We start from the raw sequence: 13,535 nt of genomic DNA, 5'->3' as shown, positions 1-13,535 counted from the left end.
TTTCAACCTTATTAAAAATATTTTATATGACGTTTTTATTATAACAGCTTCTATCATTATAATCTATTCTTATATTTAATATTAATAATTATTTAATTTTAAATATTAAAAAATAACCTGCTTTTATTGAAATTTGTTTGCAGGTTATTTTCAAGCTATTTTTATGATAATTCTTTATACTGTTTGAAATTCTATTTTTCTATAAGCATTTTTGAAACTCTATTCTTTAAATCGAGTACTTTTTCTTCAATATTTCGAATCACATCTTCAAAAATCTCATCACTTTTACCGGTAGGATCATTAAGACCCCAATCTTCGCGATGCTTACACGGTAAAAATGGACATTTAACATTACAGCCCATTGTTACTACAATATCAATGGATGGAATTTCAGATAACAGTTTAGGATGTTGTGTTTTTGTCATATCTATTCCATAAATTTGTTTCATCATTCGAACCGCATCCAGATTGATACTATCTTTTGTTTCTGTTCCTGCCGAAAAACTTTCAAAAACATCCGAAGCCAAGTGCTTTCCAAGTGCTTCTGCAATTTGACTTCTGCAAGAATTATGCACACAAATAAATGCGACTTTCATTTATTTCACCTTTTTTAATATTTCAATTACTTCATCTTGTTTTAATATTTTACCATAAGATACTACCTGACCATTCACTACAAGTGCAGGAGTACTCATAACTCCATAAGCTGCAATTTTTGAAAAGTCTGTAACATGTTCTATTTCAACATCCATTTCAAGCTGCTTTAATGCTTCCTTAGTATTTTCTTCCAGCTGATTGCACTTTGCGCAGCCAGATCCAAGCACTTTTATGGAAAGATCTTCTTCTTTTTTAATCTCAACCGTTGTTTTTTGCTCCTCTCCACAATGATTACAGCAACATCCTTTTTCCTCTTTCTTTTTACTAAAACCAAACAATGCCATACTTTTGACCTCCTTATATTATTATATAGTTAAGCATTCTTATTTATCCATTTATTCCTTTTACTTTGTTAAACAAATAAGAATGAAAACGCATTGAACAGATAACCAATTACTACGATTCCTATTGATACAATTGAAAAGAACACGAAAAGAAGCTTTGGCTTAACTGCTTTTCGAAGCATAATCATAGATGGTAAAGATAACGCGGTTACCCCCATCATAAAGGATAGAATGGTTCCAATTCCAACTCCTTTTGCAAACAGAGCTTCCGCAATCGGGATGGTACCAAAAATATCTGCATACATCGGAATTCCAACAACGGTAGCAAGAAGAACAGAAAATGGATTCTTTTCGCCTAAAATGGACTGTATTATTTCGGCTGGAATCCAATTATGAATAATAGCACCAATTCCTACACCAATAATTACGTACCAAAATACCTTTTTTACGGTTGCTTGCACTTGTTCTTTCGCATAAATAACACGTTCTTTTTTTGTAAGCTCGGGAGATTCTAAATCGACGCAGGACGCAGATTTAATAAAGCTTTCTACATGTTTTTCCATTCCCATCTTTTCAATCAAGGTACCACCAATAACAGCTAAGATTAATCCTACAATAACATAGGCAACTGCAATTTTTGCTCCAAAAATACTCATAAGTAAAATCAAGGATCCTAAATCAACCAAAGGGGATGAAATTAAAAAGGAAAACGTTACACCAACAGGCAATCCTGCGCTAGAAAATCCAATGAACAGTGGAATGGACGAGCAGGAACAAAATGGTGTTACCGTTCCAAGCAAGGCGGCTAATATATTTGCGCGAATGCCATAAAATTGTCCTAATATCTTTTTTGTTCTTTCAGGAGGAAAATAACTTTGGATATAGGAAATAATAAAAATCAATACGGATAGTAAAATAAAAATTTTAATGGTGTCATAAATAAAAAACTGTACACTACCTCCTATCCGTTCTGATAGATCAAATCCCAGTGATGTAAGTACATTTCCAATTAATGTATTTAACCATTTCATTGCTAATATTTGGTTCTGAAAAAAAAGCCAAATCATCTTTATTATTTGCATAATAAATCTCCTTACTATTAATAAATTTTATAGATTGATATAACTAAAATTATCGATATATACTGCTTTTTTAAAGCTATCATTATGGATAGCTTTTTAATCAAAATTCAGTTATATTAATTACATTTAATCTTTGTAATTATTTGCAACAAACCTTTTTAGCTGAAGAATCTAATTCAGTAAGCTTTTCTAACAATTCTTTTGCATATTCTCTACCTTCCTGATTGATAGAATAATGAATCCACTTACCTTCTTTTCGTCCGGTTACAACCCCAGAATCACATAGAATCCTCATATGATGTGAAAGTGTGGACTGACTAATATGAAGATCCTCCAATAATTTACAGGCACATTTTTCACCACTTTGCAACAACTCCAAAATCATTAAACGATTTTCATCACAAAATGCTTTAAATACCTTTGCATTTTCTTGATACATAGTGTCTCCTCACCTCCATTACATTGTATTACTCTTTCATAAATAAGTTACCAAATAAATCGAAATTTGTCAATATGAAAATACGATATATTTGAACAAACGCTCAGAATGAACACTCTAATTTATTTCGCATACAATAAAATGATAATTAAACTTAGAAAGAAGGTGTAAAAATGAAAAAACTGAACCCTCAAAAAGTATTCGTCCAATATCGGGATACCATGACTCCTTATGAACCGGTTATGCAGCGAAGATATACAATTACCCATTCCGATATCACTGCGGAATTATTTGTATTCATCTCAGAAGAATATGCAGAAGACCAAATAACGAGAATGCGAGATGAAGTAAGGGTTTCGTGGGAACAGGATAAAAACGATATTGCTCTAATGGGATATGTCATAGTTGATGGAAAAGGAGTAATCGGTAATCCAAAAATTAGATATACTACTTTCTACAATCAGATGCCAATTGCTTTGCAAGCATTGCGTCAAGCAGATCGTTTTTTATTTGATCAATATCCATATCTTGATAATGCTCCAGTACTTATTCACTTTATTTCAAGCAATCCCGCATATGATAAAACCTATGACTTTGGAGCGATTGGAAACTATAGGTAACGGATTAATAAAAGAGCAGCAAAAAGAGAAAGGCTTGCTCCAAAAGAAAACGGTGCCACTGCACCAAAAACATTCCATAACGCCCCCGCAATTATACTTGCAGGCAAGAGCGCAACTCCTACAAGAGTTGCATGCAAACCCAGCATTGTCCCTTTTAAAGCAGGCGGTGAAATCTCTGCAATCATTGCCCGTTCCGTACCAGAAATTAATGCGGTATAAAATCCATAAAAAATAAAAGAAATGACTAGTGTAGTGGCATTCGTTGCAAAAGCAAATCCAAAATATACACTGGCGAAAACAATATATCCAGCGACCAATACATTTTTTCTTCCAACTTTATCGGATAATTTTCCAAATGGAAAGGATAGAATTGCCGCTGAAAAATTATAGACCAGATAAAGCAATACAACATTTGTATCACTAAATCCAATACTCTTTGCTCGCAATAAAAGAAATGTATTCGAAGAATTTCCTAGAGTAAAAATAAATACAATCAATAAATATAGCTTTAATTTTCCATCAAGTTTTTTCATTCCATTCCAAAACGGTTCTCTCAATTTTGTCTGCGTTGACTCGGTTTTTTCCTTAACAAGAAGCAATGCAATTAACCCTATTATCATTGGAACAATGGAAATAAGAAATAACTTTTTATAATTAAAATTTCCTTGTGCATTTACAAGCAGCAAGTAAGCAATCAAAATACCCAATGCGGAACCTGCCATATCAAGTGCTTTATGAATGCCAAAGGCTTGTCCCATACTGTTTTTATCAGCGCTTTCACTAAGAAGGACATCCCGTGGTGCAGTACGAATCCCCTTCCCGATTCGATCAATGATACGTGCAAGCAAGATTCCAACCCATGAAGCAGCAAACAAAAGAGCCAATTTATAAAAAAGCCCCATAGCATAACCACAAAAGGCAATCGGTTTTTTCTTTTGATATTTGTCTGTAAAATATCCGCTAAAAACTTTTAAAAGACTCGCCATGCTTTCCGCAATTCCTTCAATGATACCTACTATAACAGGAGTGGCACCAAAAGAGGATACAAGATAAAGGGGTATTAAAGGATAAACCATCTCCGCACTGATGTCAGAAAAGAAACTAACAAGCCCTAAATACATAATATTTTGCATGTATCAATCCTTTCATAAAAATGAACCTATGATATTTTAGCATGGCTATCTATTATCATATATTCACTTCAAATATCAAATAATTTCTTCATTCTCTAAAATATCCTCATTTGTAGAATCTATACTATTTATACATTTATCAACATTAATATTTGCGATATATACACCACCGATAACTAAAACAGTTCCAATTAGTTGTCCAAAGGAAAATGGTTCATTTAAAATGATAACTCCGGCTAGAATCGCTACAATAGTAGAGATTCCTGCAAAGGATGCTGTTTTATTTGTTCCCATATGAGATATAGCAATATTGTACAATAAAAAAGCAAGAACAGAAGAACCGATTCCCAAATAAAGAATTGCTACTAAAAAATCGATGTTCGTAATTGGAAGCAGTATAAAATCGTTTATAGTTCCAGCTCTTCCATTTTCAATTAAAGCTATTAAAGTGAAAAAAACCGCTCCTAAAGCAATCATAACATACGTTTTATCTATATCAGTAAAATCAGCCGCTTTTTGGGAAAAGACAGCATATAGGCTATAGGAAAGTACACCAAGAAATAACATAAAATAACCAATCGGATGAAACGAAGCTTCCATACCTTTTATAAGTACAATACACATAATTCCTATGGCAGTAATACTAATCCCTATTATTTGCCATTTATTCGGCTTCTCTTTTAGAATTAAAGCAGAGCATATTAATGTTACAATCGGTATACACGCAATAAAGGTTCCGCTTTCTGAAGCCGTTGTAAATTGAATGCCAAATGTTTCTCCAATAAAATATAAGATTGGCTGAAAAATTGCAATCATTAATAGCGGTTTTATTGATTTCCCTTTTATATTAAGTTTAATGATACGTAAGCAGACGCAAAGATTAAGTACTATAAATGCAAGAATAAAACGCCAGCTTAATAAAGTAACAGGAGATATTAAGTTAGTAATTCTTTTAGTAAAAATATTGCTGAAACCAAATAATAATTCACAGATTAAGACACATATGATTCCTATAATAACTTTCTTCTTTTCCATTTTTTCCATATCTTATACTCTTTCCTATCACTGCATAAATTATCAAAATATACACTATTTTCTTTCTATAGACAGTGTATCATAAAGAATATAAAACACAACCATATAATGGAAAATTTAGTGTGTAATACAATATTCATAATCACTAGTAAAATTATGATTTTATATTCATGCTCCATTGAGCCAACTGGATTAAAATAGGAATCAGTCCATCACATTTTGGGGTGGCAGTATATTCGACATGCGGAGGTATTTCCATAAACTGCTCTCTCTTTACTAATCCATCTTGCTCCAATTCTTTTAAAGCATTTGCGAGCATCGTATTGGAAATACCTTTCATTTTTCGTTTTAATTCATTAAATCTTGTAGAACCATCCCGATATAATGAACATAGAATTTGCACTTTCCATTTACCTCCGATGATTCTCATTGCATCTTCCAATGGACAAATATCAGAGCAGGGACAACACTCTTTCTTTTCTGTCATACTCTTATTCTCCTTACTTAGTGATATTTTTTTGCGTACTTGTAGGTTATAACTTAGTACGGTAAAATAATTTTACTAAATAAAATTAAATGAGTAAAGACAAAAAGAAGACCAAAATGGAAAAAGTAATTCAATTTCTAAAAGAAAATCCAGTTTTTTATTTTGCTACGGTGGATGAAGGACGTCCAAAAGTTCGACCTTTCGGATTTAGCATGCTATACAATGGAAAGCTTTACTTTGGAATCGGAACGCACAAGAAAACATTTCAGCAAATATTAAAAACTCCAAATGTTGAAATTTGCACTTGCTCTAAAGATCAAGAATGGATTCGTATTCATGGAGAAGCTTGCATTGATGATTCTTCGGAAGCTCAAATGAAAGCTTTTGAGACCATGCCTCTATTAAAACAAATTTATAATGATACGACCGGTCAAAAATTAGGTATGGTCTATCTAAAAAATGCAGTCGCAGAGATTGCTGATATGAAAGGGAACTTTGAAGAAATAAAGTTGTAAATACATAAAAAACCGCCATATGAATATATGCGATTTGATTTCTCATATTCATGGCGGTTTTTATATGCTTTTTTATCGATCAGTTTTTAAGTAATATATAAATATCCCATCATCTATATAGAAAACAAACATTTAGAAGTAATCTGTTTATTCTATAATTAAATGGTAAATTTTATTTTTTGTTGTTTGGTTTAATTCTTTATTACATCTTTGTCCTGTGAATCTTACATTTGGATTGTTTTTATAAGCAGATAAATAATCTGTTTCTTCTGGAATTTCTTCCGCTTTCCATTTTGCTTTTCCACTGCCTACAAGCATAAATGAAACTTTTGGACACATATGTACGATTGTTTTTTCTGAAAGCACCTCAGATAGTTCTTTCATGAGTGGATAAGTAAACCATTCTACCATCTTCTTCCCAAATCTAGGTCCTATTATATTAACTCCGCCCGAAGAATCGGAGTAGAAAAACAAATTGCATCCAATTTTTTCGGCTGCAAGAAAGTAAGTAACCACATCACTTCTGATTCTATCGCATACTTTTTTCATTACATCCTGTTTCATTGCACATGTCATAAATACTTTCTGAATGTCCATGAGAGAGTTAAGCATATCAAAGATACCTCTGATTTCTAAGGCAACGGTCTCACCTTGTTCTATCAGCATTTGACAAGCTTTTAAAAGCTCTGCCATTCTACCTTTTGATGGATCGATTGCAGGAAGGTTTAAGACTTCTTCCGTATCATTTAAAATATCAATATCTTTTCTCGGACCAAGCGGTGAATCATCATACTTTATCTTTCCACCAAGGTTTTCAGCTTGGACGCACGTATCCAGCGGTAGTTTACAAAAACTGCTGTTATTATCCTCTTTGATTTTCAGTGCCAGCTTAACCATATCTTCCGCATTCAAATACAAATCCGGCAGTTTTAGCCCTAAAGACGCTGCATACTCAGGCGTAACCCCCCTAAAATCTGCATACTGACATTTAAAATCAATTAATTTAGCCATCATCAAATCCTCCTCTTTCTAATCATTTTACATATGCTGTATTTGCTAAATTCATTTAACAACTAAATTACAGAGCAATCAAAGATCATATACGCTTAGTGATGATCTATTACTCAATAGCTATTTTAAGTTAATTATATACCCTTAAAAAAAAATTACCACAATATTCGGGTATTTTTATAAAAAACTCTTTAAAAAAGATGGATGCCAAGCAATAAAATTACATGGCATCCATCTTTTTTACTATTTTAAATTGAGCAGGAATTTAACTAATTATTTAAGTTTATACAGTTTCCCATGGCGTATAAAGGCAATAGCATTCCCTAGTTTCACCCATAAATACCCATACATTATCCCCCATTTCCAACTTTTCATCAAATATCAAATTAGGAATGAAAAGCTTCAAGGAAACTCGCTTCGTTCCTCGGAGTGTTGTATCCTCAGTGGTAGGATTGTCTTGAAAACTCTTAATTTTCTTCTCTAAATCGAATATTCCTGTTTCCTTTGAGAGTAAGGGAACAACCTTGTCTAGCTCCGCATATACAATGTTATCCTGATTTTTAAACCAATTAATGTTCATCCTTTTATCCCCCATTCTGTTTGATAAATAAAAAGTAGCTAATGCCATCCTAGGTAATATATTATTTCGTCAATATCCCAAACGATATTTCCTAACATAATAAAAAAACTGTGACTTTATAGTCACAGTTCCGTATTTAACTGGATTAATAAATATATGCAACACGCACAAAAAATTGCCATAACCTCTTTAACGAGATACGTGTAAAATTTATGTATGTCTTCTGACTTGCGTATCATTATCTTTTGCCGACCTTCCCAAGTTTCCTCAGTGGCTGCCATTTTTATGGCTACGGCTCAGACTCCTCGCTTACAGCGGCGGTACCGTCCCGGATTTTAACCGGAGTTCCATCTTAGCCATCAGCAGTATTTCTGCTAATGGAACATAAAATACATAATTACTTTATTTATAAAATTATATTACTATAAATTGATAGCCACCGATTTTCAATCAGTGGCATATTTTGGTGCGGTCGAAGGGACTTGAACCCTTACGGTGTTACCCACACGGCCCTCAACCGTGCGCGTCTGCCGATTCCGCCACGACCGCATATCGTGTTTCATCACGATATTAATTCTAACATATCAAATCATTGATGTAAAGTTTTTTTTAACGAGTAAACTCACATCTCCAATCAGAACAGCCACGATACAAATCAAAAAACGTAGGTGAAATCTTCCCTTTTAAACTAAGAGATGCATTCGCCCCATAGGTTTTATAAAAAAGACAATAATACGGTATTTCTTCATTCAAAATTTCTTTAATCTCAGAAAAAGTAGCTTTACGCTGCTCCTCTGTAATACCGGATTGCATCTTATCGAGCAAAGTATCTAATTTATTATTTGAATATCCGATTGGATTGGAATACTGAGAATGCAGCAGAAAACGCATATCATAATTATCTGAAATCCGATAACCTCCAATATAGATATCATAGTCCTTATTTGCTAAGGCAGATTGATACGCTTCCCAATTTTTCTCTTCAATTTGCACATGAATTGGTAATTTTTCCAATCCAGACTTTATGATTTGCGCTGCAACCTTCCTTGAATCGTTGTTCCCATTTACCAGAATTTGAATGGTAAGCTCTTCATTTTCTGAATTCTCGAAAATCCCGTCTCCATCTCGATCAATATAACCTGCTTTTCCCAGAAGTTGTTTTGCTTTATCATAATTGACTTTAAGCAAACTTTCTTTTCCATTGCTTCCCAAATAACCTGGATAATAAAGTGAATCATTTAATACACCGCTGCGAAAGTACCCAGTTTCCATAATTTCTTCCGAGTCAATGGTGTACGCAATTGCTTTTCGTACTCTTCGGTCTTTCAATGCTTTTTTATTCATATTAAAACCAACCAATTCTAACTCGTTGGAAGGAAAAGAAATCAAATTGACATCACTGTTATTCAACAAAGTATCTCGATTAATTTCTTTGGAGAATGCAATGGACAAGTCCTGTATTTCAAACAAATTAATAGCATCCATTTGATTTGGAATGGTTTTAAAAATCAGTTGATTGCTTGGAACCTTCCCATCATGATAATCATAAAAGCCTTCTAAAGCAATTTCTTGAACGCCATTGATATTTTTAATTTTATAGCGACCAGTTCCAATTGGTTTAAAGTCGTTTGTTGCAGTTCGTATATTTTTATCCTTTTTAGAAGAAGTTTTTGGCATGATTGGAAACGTTAAATTTTCAATTGCCATATCCTTTGCTGATTTAAATGTAATTACAACAGTTTTATTTCCCTTAGCCGATACTGACTTTATTTTATTAATATAGTCTTTATACAAAAATGAATTTGAATATAATACGGATAAATACGTATCAATGCTATATTTTACATCGTCAGCAGTTAAACTAGTACCATCATGCCACTTTACCCCATTCTTAAGATTAATCGTTACAGATGCCTTTTCTTGATTATATTCATAAGAGGAAGCTAAAAGCGGTACAGCCTGCAGCGTTTCATCCAAAGTGAATAAGCCTTCATAAATCAATTTATGCATGTAATAAGCATCTTCATCCACTGTATTGAGTGGGTTTAATGATCGTATTTTTTGAATGGGAATTTTAATTTCATTGGATGTGATTACTTGAGGTTGTTCTTCATCAGAACCAGATAAAAAAGGAACTGCTTTACTGCAACCGGAAATACCAGTGCATCCCAGCAGAATGGCTAAAATAAGTAAAAGTCGTTTTTTAAACATTTCGCTCTCCAATAATTATTCATACTTAATGATTTATAAATTTAAAAGTAATTGATCCACTTTGGCGTATAAGTTTGCTAAATTTGAAGAATTATCAATTATGACATGTGATTTTTTCCTTTTTTCTTCCGCATTCATTTGTTGTAAAATACGTGCTTTTACTTCTTCTTCCGATAACTTATCACGTTTCATAACACGATCAATTCGAAGTTCATCCTTCATTTCTACAAGCCATACCTGATCCACAATTTTATCCATACCGGTTTCCAATAACAAAGGAGCATCAATCATAACATAAGGTACTCCCTGCTCTCTTTCTTTTTGTAAGCTTTTCTGAATTTGTTCAATGATTTTACCATGCATGATTCGATCTAATTTTAATTTTTTTACGGAGTCAGAAAAAACAATGGAACCCAGCTTCTTACGATTTAAAGATCCATCCTCCAGTAAGATTTCTTTTCCGAAGAAATCCGTAAGCTCGTTTAACGTATCACTTCCAGGAAGTACAATTTCTCTTGCAATTTCATCTGCATCCAACACAACAATTCCTTTTTCTCTTAAGTATCTTGAAACGGTTGATTTTCCGGAACCAATTCCTCCTGTTAGACCAATCACTTTCATTTTAAATCTACCCCAATCTCTATTTTAAATCATACCAGTTATCTCCTGTATTTAAATCTACAGATAATACTACATGTAATTCTACTGCTTGTTCCATATTTTCTACTAATAATTTCTTAACCTGATCAAGCTCATCTTTATGCGCCTGTAGTATTAATTCGTCATGCACTTGAAGGATTAAGCTGGATTTCATTTGGTTTTTTATCAGCTCTTTGTGCACCTTAATCATTGCAATTTTAATAATATCGGCAGCACTTCCCTGAATTGGCGAATTCATTGCTAAACGTTCTCCGGCTTGACGTACCATATAATTGCTGGCATTGATTTCCGGAATGCTTCTTCGTCGATTTTTAATGGTTGTTACGTAACCGTTTTCTTTACAAGATGCTACTTGTTCATCCATATACATTTTTACTCTGGTGTACTTTTTAAAATATTCTTGGATGTATTTTTCCGCTTCCTTTCTGCTAATGTTTAAGTTAGAAGAAAGACCAAACCCGCTCATTCCATAGATAACACCAAAATTAACCGCCTTTGCATCGCTTCTTTGTAAGCTGGTCACATCTTCTTCAGCCACTCCAAAAACCTTTGCTGCGGTAATTTTATGAATATCATCTCCGTTATTAAAAGCTTCAATCAAAGATGGATCTTCTGACATATGAGCCAAAACACGCAGCTCAATTTGTGAGTAATCAGCACCAACTAAAGTAAATTCATCACTTTCAGGTACGAATGCTTTTCTTAGTTTTCTTCCCAATTCCTGTCGAATCGGAATGTTTTGTAAATTTGGCTCTGTACAACTAATTCTTCCAGTAGCTGTTACTGTCTGCTGAAAATGCGCATGAATCTTCCCTTCGGAATCCACCAAAGGTAAAAGTCCTTCGATATAAGTACTGTTTAGTTTGGTGAGCATACGATATTCTAAAATCAGAGGAATAATAGGATGCTCATCCAATAAACGTTCCAAAATACCCGCGCCAGTAGCATAACCTGTCTTTGTCTTCTTTGCGCCACTTAAATTAAGCTTTTCAAACAATATAATTCCCAATTGCTTTGGGGAATTGATGTTAAATGATTCACCTGCTAATTCATGAATTTTATCTGTGAGTTCCTGAATTTGTCTTGTAATATTCGTACCGGTTTCCATCAAAGTATCCTTATGAACCGCTACACCTTGACTTTCCATCGAAGCTAAAACAGTAATCAAAGGCAACTCAATTTCATAAAATACATCTTCTAGCCCATCAGTGGAAAGTCTTTCTTTTAGTAAAGGTTCCAAACAAGCAACCGCCGTACACCATTTTGCACCGTATTCCTCATACTGTTTTGATTCATTCGAAAAAAGATCTATCTGACGACTTCCTGCTAAAAACTCTTTCTCATCAGGAATTTCATGCTGTGTATAATCAAACAATAGTGTTTTTAATTCATATTTACTCCTGGTTGGATCAAGTAAATACTGTCCAATTGCACTATCAAAAGCAGTGTGTAAACAATTTGGCGAAAGTCCATTCGACAAAAAAGCAAAATACTCTGTTTGCAGCTGATGACCGGAAAATTTAACAACATTAGCATTCAATAATTGAACAAATGCTTCCCAGACACCATTTTTCTCTGTACAAAGATAATAAGAAGTATCCCCAACTAAAAGAGAAATTCCATAAATGATTGGTTTTCCTTTATGATTGTTATCCGTAAAAGCCTTTAAATACACGGTTGTTTCCTCGGAAATTGCTTTATTAAGTACTTCCATTTCCTCAGGCTTTGTAATTGTTTGTAATGATTTTACCTCTATTAAAATCGGAGCCGCATCACAAGCAAAAGAATCCTCCTTCGAAGTATTAATCATAATTCCTTCCTGTGAAAGCTTTTTTATTAAACTTTTAAATTCAAGCTTCTGATAAAGTTCCAGTAACTTTGTATAATCTGGTTCCTGTAGAAAGCACTCAGAAAAATTAATTTCAATGGGTACTTCAGTACAGATGGTAGCCAGTCGCTTACTCATCATTGCAAGCTGTGCATTTTCTTCTACCTTTGTCCGCAGCTTCGCATTACTGATTTCTTCAGTATGCATTAAAAGATTTTCTACACTGCCAAACTGTAAAACTAGTTTTTGTGCAGTCTTTTCCCCGACTCCCGGAAGACCTGGTATGTTATCTGATTGGTCCCCCATAAGCCCTTTATAATCAATAAATTGCTCTGGTGTAAATCCATATTTATCGATCATCGCTTGCTTATCGTATAACTCAAATTCAGAAATCCCTTTTTTCGTAATCATAACCTTTGTCATCTCGGAAGCCAATTGAAGTTCATCGCGATCTCCGGAGACAATCAGAGGAAACATCCCCTCTTTTTCAGCCTTTTTGGCGGCCGTTCCAATGATATCATCTGCTTCAAATCCATCAATTTCAAGCATTTTTATGTTCATTGCTTCCAATACTTCTTTCAAAAGCGGCAATTGCATTGCCAGCTCCATTGGCATCTTTTTTCTTCCTGCCTTATATGCTTCATATTCTAGATGACGAAAGGTTGGTGCCTTTCGGTCAAAAGTTACCAGCATGTACTCTGGAGTTTGCTCTTTTACCACTTTACTTAACATATTAAGAAAACCGTACACCGCATGGGTATACAGTCCATCTTTCGTCATCATAGGTTTTTGTATGGCATAATAAGCTCGATTAATCAAACTGTTTCCATCAATAATTATAATTTTGTTGGTTTCCATACAATACTCCTTACTTCATTCACATTTTCTCCATTTTCATTCACCAAAACATTTACATGAAAGACAATGGAATCCTCTTCGATTGTTTCATAATTTTGCAAAACATACGTTGTATTAGAGAGTTGCTCTTCCAAC

General features: G+C 33.7%; 14 protein-coding genes, 1 tRNA gene and 1 riboswitch. Of the genes, 2 read left to right on the top strand and 13 right to left on the bottom strand.

The annotated features are described in order from the left end of the window. Positions 1-191: 191 nt before the first annotated feature. From I2490_RS01615 to I2490_RS01600, 4 genes are all read right to left on the bottom strand, one after another. A complete protein-coding gene (locus I2490_RS01615; RefSeq protein ID WP_206458045.1) occupies positions 192-596 on the bottom strand; it encodes an arsenate reductase ArsC in 405 nt (134 codons plus the stop codon). Beyond that, complete coding sequence (locus I2490_RS01610) at positions 597-941, bottom strand: thioredoxin family protein (protein WP_206458044.1); 345 nt, start codon at positions 939-941, stop codon at positions 597-599. A 68-nt stretch (positions 942-1,009) separates the two neighbouring features. Next, positions 1,010-2,023, bottom strand: a complete 1,014-nt coding sequence (locus I2490_RS01605) for a permease (protein ID WP_206458043.1) — start codon at positions 2,021-2,023, stop codon at positions 1,010-1,012. 139 nt (positions 2,024-2,162) lie between these two features. Beyond that, the gene (locus tag I2490_RS01600) at positions 2,163-2,462 is read right to left on the bottom strand and encodes an ArsR/SmtB family transcription factor (RefSeq protein ID WP_206458042.1); all 300 of its coding nucleotides are present in this window, start codon (positions 2,460-2,462) and stop codon (positions 2,163-2,165) included. Between the two features lie 173 nt (positions 2,463-2,635). Between I2490_RS01600 and I2490_RS01595 the strand changes: the two genes are divergently transcribed. Beyond that, positions 2,636-3,082 (top strand): staygreen family protein, encoded by a 447-nt coding sequence (locus I2490_RS01595; RefSeq protein ID WP_206458041.1) that lies wholly within the window; start codon positions 2,636-2,638, stop codon positions 3,080-3,082. Here I2490_RS01595 and I2490_RS01590 read toward each other — a convergent pair. The 3 genes from I2490_RS01590 to I2490_RS01580 form a co-directional block, all read right to left on the bottom strand. Beyond that, complete coding sequence (locus I2490_RS01590) at positions 3,073-4,215, bottom strand: MFS transporter (protein WP_206458040.1); 1,143 nt, start codon at positions 4,213-4,215, stop codon at positions 3,073-3,075. The two genes, I2490_RS01595 and I2490_RS01590, sit on opposite strands and share 10 nt — an antisense overlap. 75 nt (positions 4,216-4,290) lie before the next feature. Further along, positions 4,291-5,259, bottom strand: coding sequence for a DMT family transporter (locus I2490_RS01585; RefSeq protein WP_245157046.1), 969 nt, complete (start codon positions 5,257-5,259; stop codon positions 4,291-4,293). A 145-nt stretch (positions 5,260-5,404) separates the two neighbouring features. After that, entirely contained in the window at positions 5,405-5,737 is a 333-nt protein-coding gene (locus I2490_RS01580) for a winged helix-turn-helix transcriptional regulator (protein ID WP_206458039.1), read from the bottom strand. A 116-nt stretch (positions 5,738-5,853) separates the two neighbouring features. Between I2490_RS01580 and I2490_RS01575 the strand changes: the two genes are divergently transcribed. Continuing rightward, the gene (locus tag I2490_RS01575; RefSeq protein ID WP_206458038.1) at positions 5,854-6,252 is read left to right on the top strand and encodes a pyridoxamine 5'-phosphate oxidase family protein; all 399 of its coding nucleotides are present in this window, start codon (positions 5,854-5,856) and stop codon (positions 6,250-6,252) included. Positions 6,253-6,399: 147 nt separating this feature from the next. Here the strand turns inward: I2490_RS01575 and I2490_RS01570 are convergent, their stop codons facing one another. The 6 genes from I2490_RS01570 to polA all read right to left on the bottom strand — a co-directional run bounded on the left by I2490_RS01570 (position 6,400) and on the right by polA (position 13,400). Next, positions 6,400-7,266, bottom strand: coding sequence for a uroporphyrinogen decarboxylase family protein (locus I2490_RS01570; protein ID WP_206458037.1), 867 nt, complete (start codon positions 7,264-7,266; stop codon positions 6,400-6,402). 280 nt (positions 7,267-7,546) lie between these two features. Continuing rightward, positions 7,547-7,843, bottom strand: a complete 297-nt coding sequence (locus I2490_RS01565) for a hypothetical protein (RefSeq protein ID WP_206458036.1) — start codon at positions 7,841-7,843, stop codon at positions 7,547-7,549. A 196-nt stretch (positions 7,844-8,039) separates the two neighbouring features. After that, positions 8,040-8,246: riboswitch (cobalamin riboswitch) on the bottom strand. A gap of 61 nt (positions 8,247-8,307) precedes the next feature. Continuing rightward, positions 8,308-8,392: transfer RNA gene (locus I2490_RS01560), tRNA-Leu, on the bottom strand. Between the two features lie 60 nt (positions 8,393-8,452). Then, positions 8,453-10,054, bottom strand: a complete 1,602-nt coding sequence (locus tag I2490_RS01555; protein ID WP_206458035.1) for an ABC transporter substrate-binding protein — start codon at positions 10,052-10,054, stop codon at positions 8,453-8,455. A gap of 33 nt (positions 10,055-10,087) precedes the next feature. After that, entirely contained in the window at positions 10,088-10,675 is a 588-nt protein-coding gene (coaE, locus tag I2490_RS01550) for a dephospho-CoA kinase (RefSeq protein ID WP_206458034.1), read from the bottom strand. A 19-nt stretch (positions 10,676-10,694) separates the two neighbouring features. Beyond that, positions 10,695-13,400: a DNA polymerase I gene (gene polA / locus I2490_RS01545; protein WP_206458033.1), complete on the bottom strand. Its 2,706-nt coding sequence runs from the start codon at positions 13,398-13,400 to the stop codon at positions 10,695-10,697. Between the last annotated feature and the right edge of the window lie 135 nt (positions 13,401-13,535).

This window comes from Anaerovorax sp. IOR16 (assembly GCF_017168145.1).
GTDB lineage: Bacteria > Bacillota > Clostridia > Peptostreptococcales > Anaerovoracaceae > IOR16.
This window is presented reverse-complemented; position numbering and strand designations above follow the sequence as displayed.